Source organism: Mycobacterium sp. ENV421 (assembly GCF_002887815.1).
In the GTDB taxonomy this organism is placed as follows: Bacteria; Actinomycetota; Actinomycetes; order Mycobacteriales; family Mycobacteriaceae; genus Mycobacterium.
The window spans coordinates 102853-124225 of sequence record NZ_PDHO01000014.1; the positions used below are offsets into that span (position 1 = coordinate 102853).

General features: G+C 66.6%; 21 protein-coding genes. 14 read left to right on the top strand and 7 right to left on the bottom strand.

Features of this window, described 5'->3' with window-relative positions; translation table 11 throughout:
- Position 1: 1 nt before the first annotated feature.
- Complete coding sequence (locus CRM90_RS17735) at positions 2-685, top strand: GntR family transcriptional regulator (RefSeq protein ID WP_102808249.1); 684 nt, start codon at positions 2-4, stop codon at positions 683-685.
- Here CRM90_RS17735 and CRM90_RS17740 read toward each other — a convergent pair.
- The 6 genes from CRM90_RS17740 to CRM90_RS17765 are packed head-to-tail and all read right to left on the bottom strand — an operon-like array spanning position 670 to position 6629.
- Positions 670-1278: a maleylpyruvate isomerase N-terminal domain-containing protein gene (locus CRM90_RS17740; protein WP_102808250.1), complete on the bottom strand. Its 609-nt coding sequence runs from the start codon at positions 1276-1278 to the stop codon at positions 670-672. The two genes, CRM90_RS17735 and CRM90_RS17740, sit on opposite strands and share 16 nt — an antisense overlap.
- 11 nt (positions 1279-1289) lie before the next feature.
- A complete protein-coding gene (locus CRM90_RS17745) occupies positions 1290-2759 on the bottom strand; it encodes a class I adenylate-forming enzyme family protein (protein ID WP_102808297.1) in 1470 nt (489 codons plus the stop codon).
- Positions 2749-4200: a class I adenylate-forming enzyme family protein gene (locus CRM90_RS17750; RefSeq protein WP_102808298.1), complete on the bottom strand. Its 1452-nt coding sequence runs from the start codon at positions 4198-4200 to the stop codon at positions 2749-2751. The genes CRM90_RS17745 and CRM90_RS17750 overlap by 11 nt, the downstream gene beginning before the upstream one ends.
- Positions 4201-4231: 31 nt before the next feature.
- Positions 4232-5035, bottom strand: a complete 804-nt coding sequence (locus tag CRM90_RS17755; RefSeq protein WP_502693286.1) for an enoyl-CoA hydratase/isomerase family protein — start codon at positions 5033-5035, stop codon at positions 4232-4234.
- The gene (locus tag CRM90_RS17760) at positions 5020-5832 is read right to left on the bottom strand and encodes an enoyl-CoA hydratase/isomerase family protein (protein WP_102808251.1); all 813 of its coding nucleotides are present in this window, start codon (positions 5830-5832) and stop codon (positions 5020-5022) included. Before CRM90_RS17760 ends, CRM90_RS17755 begins: the two co-directional genes overlap by 16 nt.
- A gap of 17 nt (positions 5833-5849) precedes the next feature.
- Positions 5850-6629: an enoyl-CoA hydratase/isomerase family protein gene (locus tag CRM90_RS17765; protein ID WP_233209378.1), complete on the bottom strand. Its 780-nt coding sequence runs from the start codon at positions 6627-6629 to the stop codon at positions 5850-5852.
- A 123-nt stretch (positions 6630-6752) separates the two neighbouring features.
- Between CRM90_RS17765 and CRM90_RS17770 the strand changes: the two genes are divergently transcribed.
- The 3 genes from CRM90_RS17770 to CRM90_RS17780 all read left to right on the top strand — a co-directional run bounded on the left by CRM90_RS17770 (position 6753) and on the right by CRM90_RS17780 (position 9663).
- On the top strand, positions 6753-7526 hold the full coding sequence (locus CRM90_RS17770; RefSeq protein ID WP_102808253.1) for a FadR/GntR family transcriptional regulator: 774 nt from the start codon (positions 6753-6755) through the stop codon (positions 7524-7526).
- 10 nt (positions 7527-7536) lie between these two features.
- Positions 7537-8415 (top strand): enoyl-CoA hydratase/isomerase family protein, encoded by an 879-nt coding sequence (locus CRM90_RS17775; RefSeq protein WP_102808254.1) that lies wholly within the window; start codon positions 7537-7539, stop codon positions 8413-8415.
- 72 nt (positions 8416-8487) lie between these two features.
- The gene (locus tag CRM90_RS17780; protein ID WP_102808255.1) at positions 8488-9663 is read left to right on the top strand and encodes a thiolase family protein; all 1176 of its coding nucleotides are present in this window, start codon (positions 8488-8490) and stop codon (positions 9661-9663) included.
- Between the two features lie 69 nt (positions 9664-9732).
- Here CRM90_RS17780 and CRM90_RS17785 read toward each other — a convergent pair whose 3' ends face one another.
- Positions 9733-10470 carry a TetR/AcrR family transcriptional regulator gene (locus CRM90_RS17785; RefSeq protein ID WP_102808256.1) on the bottom strand — a complete coding sequence of 246 codons (738 nt, stop codon included), beginning with the start codon at positions 10468-10470 and terminating at the stop codon, positions 9733-9735.
- Between the two features lie 163 nt (positions 10471-10633).
- Between CRM90_RS17785 and CRM90_RS17790 the strand changes: the two genes are divergently transcribed.
- The 10 genes from CRM90_RS17790 (at position 10634) to CRM90_RS17835 (ending at position 21292) form a co-directional block, all read left to right on the top strand.
- The gene (locus CRM90_RS17790) at positions 10634-11395 is read left to right on the top strand and encodes a crotonase/enoyl-CoA hydratase family protein (protein ID WP_199189934.1); all 762 of its coding nucleotides are present in this window, start codon (positions 10634-10636) and stop codon (positions 11393-11395) included.
- 12 nt (positions 11396-11407) lie between these two features.
- Entirely contained in the window at positions 11408-12205 is a 798-nt protein-coding gene (locus CRM90_RS17795) for an SDR family NAD(P)-dependent oxidoreductase (RefSeq protein WP_102808258.1), read from the top strand.
- A gap of 9 nt (positions 12206-12214) precedes the next feature.
- Positions 12215-13222: a dihydrodipicolinate synthase family protein gene (locus CRM90_RS17800; RefSeq protein ID WP_102808259.1), complete on the top strand. Its 1008-nt coding sequence runs from the start codon at positions 12215-12217 to the stop codon at positions 13220-13222.
- A 78-nt stretch (positions 13223-13300) separates the two neighbouring features.
- Positions 13301-14143: an enoyl-CoA hydratase gene (locus tag CRM90_RS17805; protein WP_102808260.1), complete on the top strand. Its 843-nt coding sequence runs from the start codon at positions 13301-13303 to the stop codon at positions 14141-14143.
- Between the two features lie 13 nt (positions 14144-14156).
- Positions 14157-15365, top strand: coding sequence for an amidohydrolase family protein (locus CRM90_RS17810; RefSeq protein WP_102808261.1), 1209 nt, complete (start codon positions 14157-14159; stop codon positions 15363-15365).
- A gap of 3 nt (positions 15366-15368) precedes the next feature.
- Positions 15369-16979, top strand: coding sequence for an acyl-CoA synthetase (locus tag CRM90_RS17815; RefSeq protein WP_102808262.1), 1611 nt, complete (start codon positions 15369-15371; stop codon positions 16977-16979).
- Positions 16976-17803, top strand: a complete 828-nt coding sequence (locus CRM90_RS17820) for an amidohydrolase family protein (RefSeq protein WP_102808263.1) — start codon at positions 16976-16978, stop codon at positions 17801-17803. Before CRM90_RS17815 ends, CRM90_RS17820 begins: the two co-directional genes overlap by 4 nt.
- The gene (locus CRM90_RS17825; RefSeq protein WP_102808264.1) at positions 17804-18850 is read left to right on the top strand and encodes an acyl-CoA dehydrogenase family protein; all 1047 of its coding nucleotides are present in this window, start codon (positions 17804-17806) and stop codon (positions 18848-18850) included.
- A 7-nt stretch (positions 18851-18857) separates the two neighbouring features.
- The gene (locus CRM90_RS17830; protein ID WP_102808265.1) at positions 18858-20057 is read left to right on the top strand and encodes an acyl-CoA dehydrogenase family protein; all 1200 of its coding nucleotides are present in this window, start codon (positions 18858-18860) and stop codon (positions 20055-20057) included.
- Positions 20054-21292: an amidohydrolase family protein gene (locus CRM90_RS17835; RefSeq protein ID WP_102808266.1), complete on the top strand. Its 1239-nt coding sequence runs from the start codon at positions 20054-20056 to the stop codon at positions 21290-21292. Before CRM90_RS17830 ends, CRM90_RS17835 begins: the two co-directional genes overlap by 4 nt.
- The last annotated feature ends 81 nt before the right edge of the window (positions 21293-21373 follow it).

The following is a 21373-nucleotide window of genomic DNA, read 5'->3' on the forward strand; positions in this document are numbered from 1 at the left end:
CATGAGCACACCGGATTTCGTGCCGCGCCCTCAGCTGGCGGAGGATGTCGCGCGCTTTGTCCGGACCCGGATCTTCAACGGCACGTATCCCGCCGGTGAGTACATCCGGCTGGACCAGTTGGCCGCCGAGCTCGGCATCAGCGTCACGCCGGTGCGGGAAGCCCTGTTCGAGCTGCGCGGGGAAGGTCTGCTGGATCAGCTGCCGCGGCGCGGCTTCGTCGTGCTGCCGTTCACCGACCGGGACATCACCGATGTCTCGAACCTGCAGGCGTACGTCGGCGGTGAACTGGCCGCGCGGGCCGCGGTGAACATCACCGGCGACGAGCTTGCGGTGCTGTCGTCGATTCACGACGAGCTGGTCGCCGCCTACACCGCCGACGATATCCGCGCCGTTCGGCTCAACCATGAATTCCATCGCGCCATCAACGTCGCGGCGCAGTCTCCCAAGCTCGCGCAGTTGATGTCTCAGATCACCCGGTACGCACCGGAATCGGTGTTCCCCACCATCGATGGCTGGCCTGCCAAATCGGTTGCCGACCACGAGCGCATCCTCGCCGCGCTCAAGGCTCACGACCAGGAGCAGGCCCGCGCCGCGATGTCGGACCACCTGGCGGCGGGTGCCGCACCGCTGATCGAGCACCTCGTCAAACAGGGTGTGGCGCAGCGGTTTCAGACTACCGAGTAGTCCGGCGCGAGGGTCCCGCGTCCGGTGAGGGCGCACAGCAGCTCCTGGCTGTCGCCGCGGCGCTGAGCGACGGCGACCGAGAGGGCAAGGACGCAGTCGGTCACGTCGGGCGGGAGGGCTTCGGGCGCACCGATGGCGCGAGCCAGATCGATGCTGTGCAGACCGAGTTCGAAGATCCGCGTCGGCAGATAGTCCGACAGCCGCATACCTCCGGCGATGGTCTGGATCACCCGATCCTCGCTGTTCAGCACAGCGGCCGCGCGATCCTGCTGTTCGCGCAGGACATCCAGTGGACGCTCACCCAGCGCCAGGCCGGCCTGCACGGCGCGCGCATCGATCTGCGAGGAGTCGGTGAGCAGAGGGGCGATCGCGAGGTAGTACTCGGCGGAGTCGGCGATGTCCAGCCGCTCCGCCGGTCGGGCCGAGTAGTCGACGACGGTGGTGAACGATCGGCCGATGTGGCCGACGAGCGTGCGTACCGACCACGTCCCGAGCGCGGGCGAATCCCATTGGTCGGGCCCGATCTGCTCGGCCATCCACACGGCGTGGGCACCGGCCCGGCGGAACGTCTCGATATGCGCCTGCAGCGTCATGGACCTAGAAGTTACCCCTGCCCGCTCAGCACCTCGCGCAGGCGGCGCACATCGATCTTGCCGCTGGACATCAGCGGGAGCTGGTCGGGAGTCAGTGCGACGACGCGTCGCGGGATCTTGTACGCCGACAATTCGGCCCTGAGGCTGTGTTGCAGCGCGCCGGCGTCAAACGCGCCGGCATCCGGGGTGACCACCGCCGCGACGACGATCTGGCCGCGTCCCGGATCGGGGATGCCGATCACGTGGGCGGCCAGTCCGCCGGTCACGCGGGTGATCGCTTTCTCCACCTCGGCGGGAAATACGTTGGCACCGGCTGTTTTGATCATCGATCCTCGCCTGCCGAGGAAGTAGAAGAACCCATCGGCGTCGGTGCGCACCAGATCGCCGGTGTGAAACCATCCGTCGGCGTCGAAGCACTCGTCGCGGCTGCGCTTGTAATAGCCCTGCATCAAGTACCGGCCGCGAATCCACAGCTCGCCGTCGACGATCGTGGTTTCGAAGCCGGGCGCGGGTTTACCGAACGACCCGCGGCGGTGTTCGGGCTGGTCGGTCTCGTCTGCGCTGAGCAACAACACACCGCCGGCTTCGGTCAGGCCCAGCATGTTGTGCCTCAGTTCCGGATCACGGGGCCGGACATCAGGAGCCATGATCGGGTAGAGGTTGCCGCGCCGCATCGACGACAGATCGCGCCGCGCAAAGCTCTCATGACGCGCCAGATGCGCGATGCCGGAAACGAATCCGTTGGTGATCGTGGGCCGCACGTCCTCGAGCAGATCGAGAACGGCGCCGGCATCGGTGGCGTTGGAACACACCAGCGTCGCACCCGCGACCATCGTCGCCAGCAGACCGAAGCCGAAGCCGCCGATCCAGAAGAACGGTGAGTTGCAGAACAGGATGTCCTGCGCGGTCAGACCGCGAATCTCGTTGAGGTTGCGCTGATGTCCGAGCAGCGCCCCGTGGGTGTGCACCACACCCTTCGCGGCTCCGGTGGATCCCGACGTGTAGACGATCACCAGGGGGTCGCGGCCGCCGACGTCTCCGTCGACGGCTGTCGGCTCAGCCACGGCGGCGATGTCGTTGTCGAACACGACATGGCGCAGACGCGGCGCGGTCACGCCCCGGAGCCGCGCAGAAAAGTCGTGGCCGCGGAAAGAGCGTGCCGTGAGCAGGATCTCGGTGTCGCTGTGGACCAGCTGGGTTTCCAGTTCGGAACCGGTCGAGAAGGTGGAGAACGGCACAACGACGGAACCGATGCGCGCTGCGGCGAGCATCGCGACCACGAACTGAGCGCCGTTGGGATACAGCACTCCGACGTGAGTGCCTCGGCCCGCGCCCAGTGCGATCAGTCCGTGGGCCAGTCGGGCGGAGCGTTCCTCGGCCTCGCGGTAGGTGAGCCGCTCGGCATCGCACACCAGCAGCGGATGGTGGCCCCGGGCGGCGGCCTGGTGGCGCAGCAGCCGTCCGACGGTGTCAGCGGTCACGGCCGGTGAAGTGTTGCCGAACCGCACTCAGGTCCGCTTTACCCGAGGGTGTACGCGGGATCGCGTCGACTATCGAGATCGCCGAGGGGATTTCATAGGGCGCCAGCCGGGTCCGCAGGTACTCGACCAGCTCCGCATCGGTGACAGACTCGCCGTGGCGCAGCTCGACCATCGCGACCGGTGTCTCACCGAGGCGTTTGTCGGGCCGGCCCACCACCGACGCGCCGAGCACGCCGGGGTGGGTCTCCAGCGCCGCGCGGACATCGTCGGGCAGCACTTTGAAGCCGCCTCGGATGATGGCCTGATCGGCCCGGCCCAGGATCCACAGGAAGCCGTCGGAGTCGATGCGTGCGAGGTCGGTGGTACGCAGCCACGGGGCGTCGTGCCCGAGTTGACCGGGCTTCACCTCCAACAGTCCCACCTGGCCCGCGGCCAGGGGGACGCCGTCGTCGGACACCACCCGCAGCTCGGCACCCAAGGTGGCGCGGCCTACGCTGCCGCGCTTGGACTCCCAGTACTTCCGGTGATCGACCAACGTCCAGCCGGCCACGCCGCCCCCGAATTCGGTTGCCGCATAGGAGGTCAGCACCGGGATGCCGAACTTGTCGAAGAACGCGTCGGCGTCCTCGGCCGACAACGGCGCCGTCCCGGACGTGACGGCGCGGACCCCGGCAAGGTCATCGGGACCGAGGTCGGACTGCAGCACCATCCGCAGCGCCGCGGGCACCAGCGACACCGCTTTGGGGGAGTAGCGGCGCACCGCTGCTGCCCAAGAGCCCAGTTCGAAGCGGGGCAGGAGAACGAACGGTCTTGCCTGGCAGATACATTGCAGAACCCGATACACCCCGCCGATGTGCACCAGCGGCGCGTTGACGATCGCGACGCCGCCGGACATCGCCGTCGGTGCGGGCGCCGTCGCGAAGTCGGTGCCGATCACCGAGACCGCCAGCATGTCGTAGGTGAGGTCCACCCGTTTGGGCGGTCCGGTGGTGCCACTGGTCAACATTCGGACGGCCACCCGCCCCGGGCCGGCATCGATCGGTGCGCCGGGCCGGATCCGCGGAGCGGTGTCGAGGTCGCCGATCGACACCACGGTGGTGGTATCGGCCGAATGCGTAAGCAAAGTGATGTCCTCGTCGGTGCCGATGATGACCGGCAGGGTCAGCGCGGCGACGTCCGCCCTGATCCGCTCGTCGCCGCGGGACGGGTTGATGACGACGACGCAGCCGCCGGCAGCCAGCACCCCCAGCAGTGCGGCCACGTGAGCGGGGGTGTTGCGCAGCAGGATTCCCACGTCGGTGCCGGGTTCCACGACCGAGGTGATGTGACTGCTCGCGTCCGCGAGCTGCCGCCAGGTGTACCAGTGGCCGTCGTATTCGATCGCGTGAGCCGCGGGGGCCAGCCGCAGAACGTCGCTGATCCGGCGGCTCAGCGCGCTCATCACCGCGGTCTGTTCTTCGCGCAAGCGCTCATCACCGAACCTTCGGGGTGACCCGGATCCCGTCGCGCTCCTGCTCGGCCAGCTCGGCCTGACCCAGTGGGTTGCCCAGCCGGGTGTAGATCAGGTTCTGCTCCATGGCCACCCGATAGGGTTTATCCAGGGACTCCCAGATCGCCTTGACCGTCCCCTGGGTCGCCGACGGTGGCTTGGCAGCGATGGTGGCGGCGATCTCGTGGGCCCGCGACCAGAGATCGTCGGGCTCGACGACCTCGGACACCAGACCGATGCGCAGTGCGGTGTCGGCGCTGACCCGTTCGTCATTGCCCATCAGCGCGATTCGCAGCGACTCGCCGAGCCCGATCTTGCGCATCAGGCCGATCGGTTCGAGCGCACAGACCAGACCGGCGCTGACGTGGGAGTCGAAGAACGTGGCGTCGGAGGAGCAGATCACCACGTCGGACTCGTTGACGAAGTAGAACGCCCCCGCCGTGCACATGCCGTGCACCGCACACACGACGGGCTTCCACATCTTCTGCCACTTCGGGCTGAGCAGCTCACCCGGGTCCTCGTGGTTCCACACATTCTGCGGCTGGCCGTACGGGGTCTTGATGTCCAAGCCCGCACTGAAGGCCCGTTCGCCGGCGGCGCGCAGCACCACCGCGTGGATGGCGTTGTCGTTCTTCACGATTCGCCATGCAGCGGCAACTTCTTCACACATGGTGCGGTTGAACGCGTTGAGCTGGTCAGGTCGGTTCAGGGTGATGGTGGCGACGTGATCGATCCGGTCGAAGTCGAGCAGGATGGTCTCGAACGCGGCGGTCATCGGCAGTGCCATTCGGGTGCGCGCTTCTCGATGAAGGCCCGGGGTCCTTCGAGCGAGTCTTCGGTGTGCAGGTTGCGCTCCCGGAAGGCCTCGGCGAGCATCTCGGCTTCGTGCATCGGGATCTCCCGTCCCTTGATGATCGCCAAGCGGGTGCCGCGAACCGCCAGCGGCGCATTGCGGGTCACGATCTCCGCGATCTCGTGGGCCCGCTCGAGGAGCCGGTCGTGTTCGACGATCTCGGTGATCAGTCCGAGCTCATAGGCACGGGCAGCATCCATGCGCTCATGCTTACCCATCATCGCCATCCGCAACGCCACCGTCCGCGGCAACACCCGGGCCAGCCGTACCATCTCGCGGCCCGCCACCAAACCGATCGACACGTGCGGGTCGAAAAACGTCGCCTGGTCCGAGGCGATCACGATGTCGCCGGTGGTCACCCAGTCCAGGCCTGCGCCACAACAGATTCCGTTGATCGCCACGATCACCGGCTTGGCCATCCGCCGGAACGGCGGGGTGCCTTCCTGTGGCGCCTCCCACTGGTCGTAGGTGGACAGGTAGGGCCGCTCGTCGATCACCTTGCCGTCTTCGGGAATCTCCTTGACGTCGGCTCCGGTGCAGAACGCGCGCCCCGTGCCGGTGACGATCGACAACCAGATGTTGTCGTCGTTCTCCGCCCGGTCGTAGGCGCTGCGCAGTTCGGTGATCATGTGCGGGCTCAGCGCGTTGAGCGCCTCCGGCCGGTTCAACGTGATCGTTGCCGTGTGGCCGGTGACCTCGAAGCCGATGGTGGCGTACGACTGTGCCGACATCAGTGGTTCCTCATCTCTCATCGCCCGGTGAAGCCGGGTGTGCGCTTCTCTCGAAATGCCGCCAGGCCCTCTTTGAAGTCTGATGTCCGGCAAGACAATTCGAGGTTGAACAACTCCTGGGTCATGGCCTGGTTCAGGGTGGCGTGCTGGCTGTGGTTGATGGCCTGCTTGGCCAGGCCGATCGCGACCGTGGGACCGGACGCCAGCCGGTCCAGCAGGGCGGCCACGGTGGCCTCGAGGTCGGAATCCGCGACGCTGCGGTGGATCAGGCCCCACTGCGCGGCGGTCGCAGCCTCGATCTTCTCGCCGAGCAGCAGCATCTCCTTGGCGCGGGCGACACCCACCAGTCGGGGCAACAGCCACGTCGCGCCGGAGTCCGGGCTGAAGCCGCGGGCCACGAACGGTTCCCAGAACACCGCGCCGGCGGCGGCCACCGTGAAGTCGGCCGCCAGCGCCAGGTTGCAGCCCATGCCTGCGGCCCAGCCGCGGACCGTGCACACGACCGGCAGGTGCAGCGTGTGAATGAGTTCGATGGCGCGGTGCGCGGTGTGCGGGACGCGGCGGACCAGATCGCCGGTGCGGGGGCGCTGCCCCCCACTGTTGGAGCCGACCCAGTCCACACCGGCGCAGAAGTCCGACCCGGCTCCGCTCAGATGCACCGCGCGCAACTCGTCGTCACTGGCCGCGGCGACCAGTGCGTTGTTCAGGGAGTCGATCATGCTGGGGCTCAGGGAATTACGGCGGCCCGGGCGATCGAGCAGGATGTGCAGCACCGAACCATCGCGTGATGTGGTCACTACACCGTCGGCCGATCGGGCCTCGTCACCCACCGAAAACTCCGCCCTTCGCGACTTTACGGATAGCCCAACAGTAGTGCTATCTTGTACAAGATAGCAAGGATGGCGTGGCGAGGGGAGTCGATGGCAGCCGTTCCGCGTATCCGCCAGCCCCGCGTCGCCGACATCGTCGCGTCGCGGCTGCGTGACGACATTCTCTCCGGCCGACTGCGGGAAGGTGATGTCCTGCCGTCCCAGGAAAGCCTGTTCACCGAGTTCGGCGTCAGCCCACCCGCTTTGCGCGAGGCGATTCACATCCTCGAGGTCGACGGTCTGGTGTCGGTGCGGCGCGGCAACATGGGCGGTGCCGTGGTGCATCTGCCGTCGGCTGACCGCACCGCCCACATGATCAGCATGGTGCTGCAGTCACGCTCGTCCACCCCGGCCGATGTCAGCGGGGCGCTGATGCATCTGGAGCCGATCTGTGCGGGGATGTGTGCGGCCCGAGAAGACCGCATGAGCGAAGTCGTGCCGTATCTGCAGGACGAAATCGACCGTCAGGAAGAGCAGTTCGATGACAGCTCGCAGTACGTTCCCAATGCCCGTCGATTTCACGAGGCTCTGGTGTCCCGATGCGGCAACGAGCCGATGATTCTGTTGATCGGCTCGCTCGAGCTGATCTGGTCGGCTCACGAGTCCTCGGTATGGAGCGATGAACCGGACCCGATGCGGCACAAGACCATGCGAGCCGCACTCAGCGACCATCAGAAGATGCTGGCCGCGATCCGTGACGGCAACGCCGAGCGGGCGGTCCGGCTGGCCCAGGATCATCTGGCCGCCGCTCGCCGCAACACCCTGGCCTTCGGTCGGGACAGAACCATTGAGGCCAAGCTCATTTCGAATCCGGACCCCAGGTGAGGAACCGACCATGACCGACGACAACCGTGTGCTGTTCGAGGTGGACCGCGAGAAGCGCATTGCGACCATCACGCTGAACAACCCCGCCCAGCGCAACTCCTACGACGCGGCGATGCGCGAAACCGTCGGCCGCTACCTGGATGTCGTCGCTGAGGACGACGACATCACAGTCGTGCTGTTGCGCGGCGCCGAAGGTGTGTTCTCCACGGGCGCGAACATGAACAATGCCTACGGCTGGTACGGCGATAAGTCGGAGGAGCAGACTTCCTCCTCCGGGCGCCGCCCCAGTCAACGCCGCCGACTCACGGTGGACCGCAAGTCATTCGGCTTCTACCACAACCTGATGGGCTTTCCGAAGGTGACGATTGGTGAGATCAGCGGCTACGCACTCGGCGGTGGTTTCGAGATGGCGTTGATGACCGACATCTCGGTCATCGCCCGTGACACCAAGATCGGGATGCCGGCCACCCGCTTCCTCGGGCCTGCGCTCGGCGGCCTGCACATGTTCTTTCATCGGCTCGGTCCGGTGCTGGCCCGACGGCTGTTGCTGACCGGTGACACGATCACCGCCGGCGACGTCGAGCACCTCGGCGTCTTCACCGAGACGTGCGACGCCGGGTCGGTGACGGCGCGGGCCCGGTACTGGGCCGAGAAGGCGGCCAAGATGCCTGCCGACGGTGTGGTCATCGCCAAGGAAGCCTTCCGGCTGGTCGAGCAGAGCCAGGCCTACCAGGGGGAGGAAGTGGCCAGCTATCTGTTCCACGCATACGGCACCAACCTGCAGTTCGCGCCTGGGGAGTTCAACTTCGTCAAGACCCGGGCGCAGGTCGGCACCAAAGAGGCGTTCCGGCTGCGTGACCAACACTTCCACGTGCCTGAGCCAAAGTGACGTGTACCACTTACCGCTGGCAATACACATTCTGCTACTTTTGTAACGTCTCAACGTCGAAGCGAGGTCGTCATGCCTGAACCAGTCATCGTCGGTGCCGTCCGGACCGCGATCGGTCGTTCCTTCAAGGGGACGCTGGTCAACACCCCGCCCGAAGTGCTTCTGGGCGCCGTGCTGCCCGAGGTGGTTCGCCGCGCAGGCGTCGACCCGAACGCCATCGATGACATCATCATCGCCGAATCGCATTACGGCGGCGGCGATCTCGCCCGTTACTGCGCTCTGGTCGCGGGCTTCGAGAACGTACCGGGCCAGGCCGTCAACCGGCACTGCGCGGGGAGCCTGACCGCCATCGGCAACGCCTCGGCACAGATCGGCTCCGGCATGGAGAAGGTACTCGTCGCCGGTGGTGTGCAGTCGCTGTCGATGACGCCGCTGATGAACCAGCGCATCCCCGGCCCGGAACTGAAGTTCGAGGAGCGCTGGCTGCCCCCGATCCATGTCGAGACCCCGGATGCCCCGGCCCGCGACATGTCGATCACGGTCGGCTGGAACACCGCGCAGTCCTACGGCATCAGCCGCCAGCAGCTCGACGAATGGGCCGCGCGCAGCCACCAGCGTGCTGTCGCCGCCCAGGATGCCGGCAAGTTCGCCGACGAGATCATCCCGCTGAAGGTGGAGCAGTTCGACGGCTCGGTCACCGAGTTCGCCGTCGACGAGCACCCGCGCCGTGACACCACCGTCGAGAAGCTGGCCGGCCTGAAGGTGCTGCACCCGGAGATCGAGGGCTTCTCGATCACCGCAGGCAACAGCAGCGGCACCAACGACGCGGCTGCCGCCGTCACCCTGACCGACCGCGACTACGCGAGCGCCAACGGACTCGACGTCATGGCCACGGTGAAGGCGTGGGGAGCTGCCGGTGTGCCCGCTCGCGACACCGGCCTCGGCGCGGTCGCGGCGATCGGCAAGGTGCTCGACCGGGCCGGCCTCACGCCGTCTGATGTGGCGCTGTGGGAGATCAACGAGGCCTTCGCCTCGGTACCGATCGCGGCCTGCAAGGAGTACGGCATCGACGAGGAACTGGTGAACTTCTCCGGCAGCGGTTGCAGCCTCGGCCACCCGATCGCGGCGTCCGGCGCCCGGATGATCACCACGCTGATCTATGAGCTGCGCCGTCGCGGCGGTGGCATCGGCGTCGCGGCGATGTGCGCGGGCGGCGGCCAGGGCGGCGCGGTCGTCATCGAGGTCTGATACCCCGAGCGTCACACCAGAGTCACGCTCGGCGCCGACGGTGACTCTGGCGTCACGCTCGGCGGACGGCTAGCCCTTTCGCCGAGACTTCGGCGGTGCGGATTTCGCGCCCGCCTCGATGAGCGCGGCCGCGTGGTCGAGGATGCACTCGAGGCCGAACTCGAAGTTTCGCTCGTCGGCGGCGCCGATCCGGTGCCCCTCGGCGCTGACTCGGGCCAGCAGCGGCGTGCTCTCGGCGGTGCCGATGATCGCGTCCTCGAGCTGGTGGGCATCCTCGTTGGCGGCCACGTTCTTTTCGTAAAGCCGGTGCAGCACAACCGAACCGCGAACATGCACCGACACCGCGGAGTAGGTGTCGAACGCGTCTTCCGCGGACAGTCCGGCCTCGACCAGACTCGTGATCGCCTTTTCGACCTCTTGCTCGCCGGCCCGTACCGCGCGGGGACTCAGCGCCGAGCGGATCAGGATCAGATCGCACAGGATCGGGTTGCCCATGAACGTCTTTCGCATCGCCCGCGCATGGTTGGCCAGTGTCTCGCGCCAGTCGGCGGCCTCGACGTACGGCGTGGCGAACACGTACTGGCCCAGTGCGCGGTCGGTCATCGCGTTGAGCAGGTCGTCCTTCTTGCGGAAGTACCAATAGATACTGGTGACTCCAACGCCGAGGTGCTTGCCCAGCAGCGGCATGCTCAGGTTGTCGATCGACACCTGCTCGGCGAGTTCGAAGGCGCCCGCGATGATGTCGTCGGGATTGATCGACCCACGCTCGCGCCGGGGCCGCTTGGCGGCGGTCGCTGGCTTGGCCACTGCAGGTCCACCCTTCCGTTCGAGAATCAGCGGGTGGAAACCTTACCCCGAAAGTGGTGTGTGAAGCCTCGTCCCCGCTCCGGATCCGTCGGTCTCTTCCCGTTACTGTAAAGCCTATAGTAGGTTTTACCGATACCAGCGAACCAATATGGAGGAGCCGCCGGTGTCGGACGCAGTTCTGCGGGAACGCCAAGGTCGGATACTGGTCATCACGATCAACCGCCCCGAGGCCCGCAATGCGGTGAATCTCGCTGTGAGCCAAGGACTTGCCGACGCGGTCGACGAGCTCGACAGCGACCCCGACCTGACCGTCGGGGTGGTCACCGGCGCGGGCGGCAACTTCTGCTCCGGGATGGACCTCAAGGCATTCGCGGCCGGCGAGGCCGTGGCCATCCCCGGCCGGGGGATCGGCTTCACCGAGCGTCCGCCGCGCAAGCCGTTGATCGCCGCGGTCGAGGGCTACGCGGTGGCCGGCGGGACCGAGGTGGTCCTGGGCACCGACCTGGTGGTCGCGTCCACGACGGCCAGGTTCGGTATCCCCGAGGTGAAACGTGGTCTGGTGGCGGCCGGCGGCGGACTGCTGCGGCTGCCGCACCGCATCCCGTATCAGAAGGCGTTCGAGCTGGCGCTGACCGGCGAGACGTTCACCGCCGAGCAGGGCGAGGCATGGGGTTTCGTCAACGTCCTCACCGAACCGGGCGAGGCGCTGGCCGGGGCTCTCGAGCTGGCTGGGAGGATCAGCGCCAACGGGCCGCTGGCCGTCGCCGCGACCAAGGATGTGCTGCTGCAATCCGCCGACTGGAGCCAGGCGGAGATGTGGAAGAAGCAGATGGAACTGATCATTCCGGTGTTCTCCTCCAACGACGCCCGCGAAGGTGCGGTCGCGTTCGCCGAGAAGCGGGCGCCGAATTGGACCGGGACGTAAAGCCGGCGGGCCGTGGATCTCGGGCTCGCTGACGCCGCCGCCGTCGTGGTCGGTGGCGGCCGCGGAATGGGTTTGGCTGCCGCACGGTGTCTGGCCGACGACGGTGCGCGGATCGCGCTGATCGGCCGCACCGCGGCGGTCCTCGACACCGCAGCCCACGAGCTGAGCGCGCGGGGCAGCCCGGATGCGCTGGCAGTGGTGGCCGACACCGGCGACGATGCACAGGTTCAGCGCGCGTTCGATCACATCGGTGAGCGCTGGGGCGGACAGCTCAACATTCTGATCAACGCGGTAGGGCCAAGTGTGCAAGGCACTTTCGACGATCTGACCGACGCGCAGTGGCGCACTGCGATCGACGAGGGCGCGATGGGCATGGTGCGCTGCGTGCGTGCCGCGTTGCCGCTGCTGCGGGCCGCGGACTGGGCGCGCATCGTCAACTTCGCCGCCCAGTCGACGCAGCGGCAAAGCGCGCGACTGGCGGCCTACACCGCGGCCAAGGCAATGGTCACCAGCGTCTCCAAGAATTTGTCGCTGCATCTTGCCCGCGACGAGATCCTGGTGAACGTCGTCTCGCCGGGAAGTATCGCGTCCGAGGCGCTCACCGGCTGGGCCGAATCCGTCGGCGTCGACGGCTCCGACCCCTATGCGCTGATGGCCGCCATCGACGAGCATTTCGGGCATCCGGCCCACCTTCCACGCGCGGGGCTGCCCGACGAAATCGGGCCCGTCGTCGCCTTTCTGGCGTCGAGACGCAATTCGTACATGACCGGGGCCAACGTCAACGTCGATGGCGGAAGCGATTTCACCTGAGGAGCAGTGATGGCCAGAGCGCGGGAAGCCCGGGACTGGGCGCGTACCGGACTGCACGGAATCGGCAACAGTCTCTACACCCCGTTCTCCGGAACCGACGGTGACGACATCGACTGGGACGCCTATCGCACACTGGTGCGCTACTGCGTCGGTGAGCTGCGGCACCCGATGCTGTGGTGCACCAGCGGTATCGCCGAATTCTGGTCGCTGACCCTTGACGAGCGAAAGCGGTTGCTGGAGACCGCCATCGAGGAGGGACGCCGGGTCAACCCCGACGTCGTCATCCAAGCCTGCACCGCGGCGACGGCTGCCAAGGACTGTCTGGAGCTCACTCGGCATGCCCAGGAAGCCGGTGCCGACATCGTCTACATCCAGACGCCGATGATGGAGACCCACGGGGGAGCGGGCGTTCTACGGTTCTTCAGATACATCGCCGATCGCACCGATATCGCACTGGGAATGTTCAACTCGCCGTCGTCGGGCTATGTGCTGACGCCGGCGGAGGGGGCGCGCATCTACGCCGAGATTCCCGCGGTGTGCGCGACGAAGGAAGGCGCGTTCCGCCCGGGCAGCAGCCGGCTGTTGCACGAGCTGGCACCGGGTCTGGTCATCTGGGAATGCGATCTGACCGTCTACCGCGCGGGCTGGTTGCGGGCAGGCATCGTCGGTCCTGCGCAGCTGGGCACCGCGGGCTATCTGCACGAGACCCCGCAGCGGCCGATCATCTCCGAATTCTGGGAGCTGGTGTGGGCCGACAAACTCGTCGAGGCGATGGACTACGCCGAGAAGTCCGGGCTCGACCAGTTCGGCATCGACATGGGCAACTGGTTCACCTGTTACCCGGGCCGTCCCGACTACTTCACCCACTGGGGAAGTGCCTTCAAGTACGCCGCCTCGCTGCTCGGATTGCCGATCGGCGACTATCCCCATTCGCGCCCGCCGCAGACCGAATTGCCCGAGGCTGGAAAGGCTCAGATCGAGCAGGCCTACCAGCGACTCGGTCTGCTTGAACACTGATTGCGGAAGGTGATACCGATAGGTGTACAGTATGGACGTATTCGCATGTTGTCGCGCCGTTCTTGGAGGTACCGGTAGGTGACCGACACCCACGCTCATCTCACCGCGAATCCCGCTGCGGCCGAGCCGGTTCTGTACGAGGTTCTCGACAGCGGGGTCGCGGTCCTGACGTTCAACCGTCCGGAGCGGATGAACGGCTGGGGCGGTGGGCTGGCCGCCGGGTTCTACGCGGGCATGGACGCCGCCGACGCCGACCCCGATGTCCGTGCGATCGTCGTCACGGGCAGCGGGCGGGCGTTCTGCGCCGGGGCCGACATGGGCGACCTGTCGTCGATCAGTTCGGCCAGCGTCGACACCGCCGGCGAAGCCGACCTGACCAAGATGGTGGGGGAGCGGCACCCGCTGTTCGTCACGACCGTGCGCAAGCCGGTCATCGCCGCGATCAACGGTGCCTGCGCCGGCATCGGGCTGACCCAGGCGCTGATGTGCGATATCCGACTCGCCGCTGCCGGGGCGAAATTCACCACCTCGTTCGTCCGCCGCGGGCTGATCGCCGAGTACGGAATCTCGTGGATCCTGCCCAAAGTGGTCGGCTGGGGTGCGGCGCTCGATCTGCTGATGAGCGGCCGGGTGTTCTACGCCGAGGAGGCGTTCGAACTCGGCATGGTCAAAGAAGTCGTCGCACCCGATGAGTTGCTCGGCCGCGCAATCGAATACGCGGAAGACATCGCGGCCAACTGCGCGCCGAGTTCACTGGCCGTCATCAAGCGTCAGGTTTACGGCGACGCGCTGCGCGAGGCCGCCGACGCCAGCGGTCGGGCCGAGGCGCTGATGCACGAATCCATGCAACGCCCCGATTTCATCGAGGGCATCACCGCGTTCTTCGAGAAGCGGCCGCCGAACTTCCCGCCCCTGACGTGAGAGGACGACACCGATGACTCTGGACTACCAGGCGATTGACGTCGACAACCACTATTACGAGCCGACGGATTCGTTCACCCGGCATCTGCCCAAGGAGTTCAAGCGCCGTGGCGTGCAGATGCTCACCGAGGGCAAGCGCACCTTCGCCGTCATGGGTGGCGTCGTCAACCAGTTCATCCCGAACCCGACATTCGACCCGATCATCGAGCCGGGCTGCCTGGACTTGCTGTTCCGTGGTGAGATCCCCGACGGCGTCGATCCGGGGTCGCTGATGAAGGTGGACCGGTTGGCCGATCACCCCGAGTACCAGAACCGGGACGCGCGGGTGAAGATCCTGGACAAGCAAAACCTCGAAACCGTATTCATGCTGCCGACGTTCGCGTGCGGGGTCGAAGAAGCGCTCAAGCGCGACATCGAGGCGACGATGGCCTCGGTGCATGCCTTCAACCTGTGGCTCGACGAGGACTGGGGCTTCGACCGGCCCGACCATCGGTTCCTCTCGGCGCCGATCATCTCGCTGGCCGACCCGGACGCGGCGGTGGCCGAGGTCGAGTTCGTGCTCGGCCGAGGCGCCAAGATCGTCTGCGTGCGGCCGGCGCCGGTGCCGGGCCGGGTCAAGCCGCGCTCGCTCGGCGATCCGCTGCACGACCCGGTGTGGGCCCGGCTCGCCGAAGCCGGCGTGCCGGTGGTGTTCCACCTGTCCGACAGTGGCTACCTGGCGATTTCGGCGCTGTGGGGTGGCACCGGGACCTTCGAAGGGTTCGGTAAGCGGGATCCGCTCGACAACGTGCTGCTCGACGACCGCGCCATCCACGACTCGATGGCGTCGATGATCGTGCACCAGGTCTTCACCCGGCACCCCAAGCTCAAGGTGGCGAGCATCGAGAACGGCTCCTACTTCGTCTACCGCTTGATCAAGCGGCTGAAGAAAGCCGCCAACACCGCGCCCTACCACTTCAAGGAAGACCCCGTCGCGCAGTTGACGAACAACGTCTGGATCGCCCCGTACTACGAGGACGATGTGAAACTGTTGGCTGACACGATCGGTGTCGAGAAGATCCTCTTCGGCTCGGACTGGCCGCACGGCGAAGGGCTGGCCGATCCGATGAGCTTCACCGCCGACATCCCGCAGTTCCCGGAGTTCAGTGCCGAAGACACCCGGAAGGTGATGCGGGACAACGCACTCGACCTGCTCGGTATCTCCGTGTCGTCGGCGGTCTGAGTCGTGCCCGAATGGACGATCGGTGCGGTGCTCGATGCCATTGCCGCGGTCATTCCAGACCGGCCGATGACGATCTGCGGTGATCGCATAAGCACCTTCGCCGACACGGCCGACCGCACGCGCCGCCTGGCGAACTTTTTAGCAGGCAGGGGATTCGGCGCGCACCGCGAACGGTCCGCCCTGCAGAACTGGGAGTGCGGCCAGGACCGGGTCGCGCTGATCATGCACAACGACCTCTACCCGGACATGGTCATCGGCTGTCTCAAAGGCCGGGTCGTACCCGTCAACGTCAACCACCACTACACCCGACGCGAAGTCGCCGAGCTACTGGACTACGTCAAGCCCCGCGGCGTGATCTACCACCGCTCGCTGGGCGCCAAGTTCGCCGACGTGCTGCCTCCGGAGAGCGCCGAGCTGCTGATCTCGATCGACGACGGCAGTGAAGGGCCCAACCTGCCCGGCGCGATCGACTTGAATGATGCTCTGGCGCAGGGGGATCAGGACGCCGACATCACCCCGTCCCCAGACGATGTGCTGATGATCTGCACGGGCGGCACCACGGGCCGGCCGAAAGGGGTGATGTGGCGGCAAGCCGACACCTATGCCATCTCGATGAACGGTGCCGATCACGAGTCGGTCGGCGAAATCCACGACAAGCTCGGCACGCCCGGTGCGCCGTGGTTCGCGGTGTCACCGCTGATGCACGCGGCCGGGATGTGGACGGCGTTCGCCGGCGTGCTGAACGGTCAGACCGTGGTGCTCTACGACTCCCCGAAGTTCGATCCGCAACGGGTGCTGTCGACCGCTCAGCGGCACAAGGTCGGCATGATGACGATGGTCGGCGACGCATACGCCGCCCCCCTGGTCGAGGAACTGCGCAGCGGCGACTACGACCTGTCGTCGTTGTTCGCGTTGGCGACGGGGGGAGCGGCGACCAACCTCAAGCACCAGCGTGCCCTGCTGGAGCTGTTGCCCGACATCATCCTGATCAACGGCTACGGATCGTCGGAGACCGGCAACGTCGGATTCGGGCGCAGCATGCGAGGCGACCACAAGGACACCTTCGAATTGCGCGACGGCGCATTGGTTCTCGCTGAGGACTACAGCCGTTTCCTCGACGCCGGCGAAGACGAGGTCGGCTGGGTGGCCCGCGCGGGCCGGATCCCACTGGGTTACTTCGACGACGCCGAGGCCACCCGCAAGACCTTCCCCGAGGTCGACGGAGCTCGGGTGGTGATCTCCGGTGACCGCGGCTCGCTGGCGCCGGACGGAACGCTGCGGCTGTTCGGCCGGGACTCACTGGTGGTCAACACCGGCGGGGAGAAGGTATTCGTCGAGGAAGTCGAAGAGGTGCTGCGCGCGCACCCCGAGGTCGCCGACGCCCTGGTGGTGGGACGGCCCAGCGAGCGGTGGGGCCAGGAGCTCGTCGCACTGATCGCGCTGCGTGCCGAGGTGGCACACGACGCACTGCACGAGCACTGCACATCGCAGCTCGCGCGCTACAAGGCGCCGAAGGAGTTCATCGTCGTCGACCAGGTCAGGCGCCTGGGCAACGGCAAGGCCGATTATCGATGGGCCAAAGAGACTGCCAACAGCAAGGTTTCGCTGTCATGACACGCAAGGTGATAGACGGTCTGGTCAATGTCCACTTCGGTGAGGCCGAGCAGCAGCCGGGTTGGATGCTCAAGGTCCGTGACGACTATTTCAAGGGTCCGCAGTCGATGTTCGCCCCGGTGGACATGGCCGAGTTGCTCGACGAGATGGACACCCAGGGTGTGCAAAAGGCCGTCCTGATGGACAACATCGTCAAGCCGTCCGTCACCGCGCGCAAGTTCGCCGAAACGCGCCCGGACCGGTTCGCACTGGCGATGGGGGGCTTCAACCTGCTCAGGCCGATGCCCACCTTGCGGGAGCTGACCGCGGTCGTCGCCGACCTGCCTGTTGTGTATGCCGCTGTGGGGCCGAGCTTCTGGGGTGACGCGCAGTATCCGCCCAGCGATGCCGTCTACTACCCGCTGTACACCAAGTGCGCGGAGTTGGAGCTGCCGCTGTGTCTGAATACCGGACTGCCCGGCCCGCCGATTCCCGGTGAGGTGCAGAATCCGATCCATCTGGACCGGGTGTGTGTGCGGTTCCCGGAACTGCGGCTGTGCATGATCCACGGCGCCGACCCCTGGTGGGACGTCGCAATCCGGTTGATGATCAAGTACGAGAATCTGCGGCTGATGACCTCGGCGTGGTCACCGAAACGATTGCCGGACAGCTTACTTCACTACATGCGCACCCGCGGACCGAACAAGGTGATGTTCGGCTCCGACTGGCCGGTGCTCAGAATGCACCGCGTGGTACCGGAAGCCGAGGCGCTGGAGTTACCGCCGGAAGTCCTCGACAACTATCTGTACAACAATGCCAACGATTTCTTCTTCAGGGAGCGCTGAATGGACCGCTACGAACTGCGCAGGCTCGACTACAGCCTCTCCGAGGACCACACCGATCTGCAGACCGCCTATCGGCAGTTCTTCAAAACCCACAGCACGATCGAGACGGTGCGGGCCGCCGAGGCCACCGGCTTCGACAAGAGTCTGTGGGAACGGTTGTGCGCCATGGGCGCAACGACCATGGCCGTCCCGGAATCGGCCGGTGGCGACGGTGCCACGCTGGTGGACCTGACGTTGGTGGCCGAGGAGCTCGGGCGATACATCGCGCCGGTGCCGTGGATCGACCACGTTTGCGCTGCCCGTCTGCTGGCCGGCTTGGGCGCGCTCACCGATGAGGTGATGAGCGGCACCCAGATCGTCGGCCTGGACGCCTCGCTGGACAGTGCCTCGGGGGTGCGGCTCATCCCGACCGGGTCGATCGCCGACCACATCATCATCCGCGACGGCGCACAAGGTGAAGACGTCGTGCTCCTCTCTTTCGGTACGCGTCCGGCCAAGGTCGACAACATCGGCCGGCTCCCGATGGCCTGGGTCGATCCGGCGGCCGCGGACAGCCGCACGGTGCTGGGCAGTGGGCCGGCCGCGCTCGCCGAATATGCTCGGGCGCTGGATGAATGGCGGCTGTTGACGGCATCCGCGCTTGTCGGCTTGGTCGAGGAGACCATGACCATCGCCGCCGAGTTCGCGAAGTCTCGCTACACCCTGGGCGTCCCGATCGCCACGCTGCAGGCCATCTCGCACCCGTTGGCCAACATGGTGATCACCGTCGAAGGCGGCCGCAACCTGGCGCGCCGCGCCGCATGGTTCCTCGACAACGAGCCGCACGCGCGTCCCGAGTTGGCGCCGTCGGCGTTCGTGTTCATGGCCGAAGAGGCGGCCAAGGCGGCGACGATGGCCGTGCACATCCAGGGTGGCCTCGGGGTGTCCTCGGAGGCGGCCGCGACCGCGTACCTGGTGCGGGCCAGGGGCTGGCCGCTGGCCGGTGGTGATCCCGGCGCAAGCGCCAAGCAGATCGGGCGCCTGCTGGCAGACCGCGAAACCGCATAGGGCAGTCATGGATTTCTCACGCGTAGAGCTGACCCGCGAGGACCAACGGTTCCTCGACGAGGTCCGGGACTTCCTGACAACCCACATCACCGACGAGGTGATCCGGCACGACCGGGAGACCGGCGACAACTTCCACGAGGGTGTGCACCTGGCACTGGGCGCGGCCGGATACCTCGAGGCCGAGTGGAAACCAGAATCCGAGGGCGGCTTCACTCGGGTCCGCCGCCGGATCTGGGAACTGGAGAAGCGCCGGTTCGCGGTCCCGTGGGTGACCTGGGGGACCACGTCGATGGTGGCACGGTCGGTCGACACGTTCGGCTCCGAGGAAGTCAAAGCCGAGGTCTTGCCAGGGGTTTTCAGCGGGCACGTCCGGCTGTGTCTGGGCTATACCGAGCCCGAGGGCGGTTCGGATGTCGCCACCTGCAAAACCCGCGCGGTTCGGGAAGCGGATGGGTCGAGCTGGATCATAACTGGCTCCAAGATGTTCACCACCGGTGCGCACAACTGCCAGTACGTCTTCCTGATCACCAACACCGATCCCGATGCGCCGAAGCACAAGAGCCTCACCATGTTTCTCGTTCCGCTGGACCTGCCCGGCATCGAGATCCAGGGTCTGCGCACCGTCGACGGTGACCGGACCAACATCGTCTATTACAGCGACGTCCGGGTCGACGACAAGTACCGCCTCGGCGAGGTCAACGGCGGCTGGACGGTCCTGCGCGAACCGCTCAACGTCGAGCACGGGGCGGTGGCCGCCGCCGCCGACGGCCTGGCGGATGTGTCGATCATGATGCACCAGGCGAACTTCATGGCCACCGCGGTCGACAAGGCGGCCGCCGCCGTCGGCCGGTCCGACCCCAACGGGCGGCGTGCGGTCGACGACGGTGCGGTGTCGTACCGACTGGGGCGTAGCGCGGCCCGGATGGAGGCCGCCCTGAGTTCGCCGAGTCTCTACGGCCGGGTTGCGATCGCACAGACCATGCGCGATATCTCACCTGACCTGATGGACATTCTCGGTGCCGCGGCGGCACTTCCGGTGGAGACCGACGGCGCTGCCGACGACGGGGCGTCGGAGTACGTGTACCGCTTCGCGCCGCTGTCCGGAATCTACGGCGGCACGCTGGAGGTCTTCCGCAACATGATCGGCCAATACGTGCTGGGGCTGGGCAAGCCCGCGTACGCACCTGCACCGAAGAAGGTGTCATGACCGGAGCGCAGCGGCGCGACGTACCGATCTTCGACGCCGATCAGCACATGTACGAGACACCCGAGGCGCTCACCCGGTACCTCCCTGAGCGCTATCGCTATGCGGTGCAGTACGCGCAAATAGGCAAGCAGACCAGGCTGGTGATCAACTCCCGCGTCAGCGACTTCATCCCGAACCCGACGTTCGAACGGGTCGCCGCCCCCGGCGCGCACGAGAAGTTCTTCGCAGGCGAGAACGCCGAAGGCCTGACGCTGCGCGAAATGCAAGGCCCCGCAATCGAAGCGCCGGCCGCCACCAGAAATCCGGCGGACCGGATCGCCGAACTCGACCGTCAGGGTGTCGTCGAGGCGCTGAACTATCCGACGCTGGCCAGCCTCGTCGAGCACTCGTCGGCCGACGACCCCGAGCTGACGCTGGCGATCATCCATGCGCTCAATCAGTGGATGGCCGAGCACTGGGGCTTTGCGTACGAGAACCGGGTGTTCTCCACGCCGATCATCAACCTCTCCGAAGTCGACGGTGCGCAACGCGAACTCGAGTACCTGCTGTCCGCCGGGGCCAAGGTTGCGTTGATCAAGCCGGGTCCGGTTCGCGGTGTGCACGGGTGGCGCTCACCGGCCCTGCCGGAGTTCGATCCGTTCTGGCGAGACGTCGAGGCGGCCGGCCTGCCGATCGTGCTGCACGCGAGTTACCCGCCGCTCGACGAGTACGTCGGCAAGTGGGAGCCGCCGCACACCCAGAACTTCATGGCGATCAGTGCGTTCCGGTGGATGGTGCTGGGCCACCGCGAGATCGCCGACATGATCACCAGCCTGATCTGTCACGGCACGCTGACCCGGTTCCCGAACCTGCGGATCGCCAGCGTCGAGAACGGCAGCTCATGGATCGTCCCGCTGTTCAACGACTTCGACGACCTGTACAAGAAGATGCCGCAGAACTTCCCCGAGCACCCGCACGACGTGTTCCGGCGCAACATCTGGGTCAGCCCGTTCTGGGAGGGCAGCGTCTCGGATGTGGTGAACACCGTCGGCTGGGACAAGGTGCTGTTCGGGTCGGACTACCCGCACCCGGAGGGACTGGCCGAGCCGCGCGGGTTCTGGAAGTACGCCGAAGGCATGGACGAACGCCGAACCTACGACTTCATGGGTGACAACGCCCGCCGGTTCATGGGTCTGCCGCTGGCCAACCCGGACCCCGCTGCCGTCAACCCGCCGGAGCTGGCCGTGCCGTCCTAGCGCCCCCACTGCCGTGAGCCTGTAGTTATCGCGACCGCCACTCGAACTTCCGTCCGGTAACTACAGCCTCGGTGACGACGA

Excerpts from the sequence above, each read along its gene's own strand:
- CRM90_RS17735 (WP_102808249.1), top strand. The coding sequence starts at position 2 with ATGAGCACACCGGATTTCGTGCCGCGCCCTCAGCTGGCGGAGGATGTC.
- CRM90_RS17740 (WP_102808250.1), bottom strand. The coding sequence starts at position 1,278 with ATGACGCTGCAGGCGCATATCGAGACGTTCCGCCGGGCCGGTGCCCAC.
- CRM90_RS17750 (WP_102808298.1), bottom strand. The coding sequence starts at position 4,200 with ATGAGCGCGCTGAGCCGCCGGATCAGCGACGTTCTGCGGCTGGCCCCC.
- CRM90_RS17755 (WP_502693286.1), bottom strand. The coding sequence starts at position 5,035 with ATGGCACTGCCGATGACCGCCGCGTTCGAGACCATCCTGCTCGACTTC.
- CRM90_RS17760 (WP_102808251.1), bottom strand. The coding sequence starts at position 5,832 with ATGTCGGCACAGTCGTACGCCACCATCGGCTTCGAGGTCACCGGCCAC.
- CRM90_RS17770 (WP_102808253.1), top strand. The coding sequence starts at position 6,753 with ATGGCAGCCGTTCCGCGTATCCGCCAGCCCCGCGTCGCCGACATCGTC.
- CRM90_RS17775 (WP_102808254.1), top strand. The coding sequence starts at position 7,537 with ATGACCGACGACAACCGTGTGCTGTTCGAGGTGGACCGCGAGAAGCGC.
- CRM90_RS17780 (WP_102808255.1), top strand. The coding sequence starts at position 8,488 with ATGCCTGAACCAGTCATCGTCGGTGCCGTCCGGACCGCGATCGGTCGT.
- CRM90_RS17800 (WP_102808259.1), top strand. The coding sequence starts at position 12,215 with ATGGCCAGAGCGCGGGAAGCCCGGGACTGGGCGCGTACCGGACTGCAC.
- CRM90_RS17810 (WP_102808261.1), top strand. The coding sequence starts at position 14,157 with ATGACTCTGGACTACCAGGCGATTGACGTCGACAACCACTATTACGAG.
- CRM90_RS17820 (WP_102808263.1), top strand. The coding sequence starts at position 16,976 with ATGACACGCAAGGTGATAGACGGTCTGGTCAATGTCCACTTCGGTGAG.
- CRM90_RS17825 (WP_102808264.1), top strand. The coding sequence starts at position 17,804 with ATGGACCGCTACGAACTGCGCAGGCTCGACTACAGCCTCTCCGAGGAC.
- CRM90_RS17830 (WP_102808265.1), top strand. The coding sequence starts at position 18,858 with ATGGATTTCTCACGCGTAGAGCTGACCCGCGAGGACCAACGGTTCCTC.
- CRM90_RS17835 (WP_102808266.1), top strand. The coding sequence starts at position 20,054 with ATGACCGGAGCGCAGCGGCGCGACGTACCGATCTTCGACGCCGATCAG.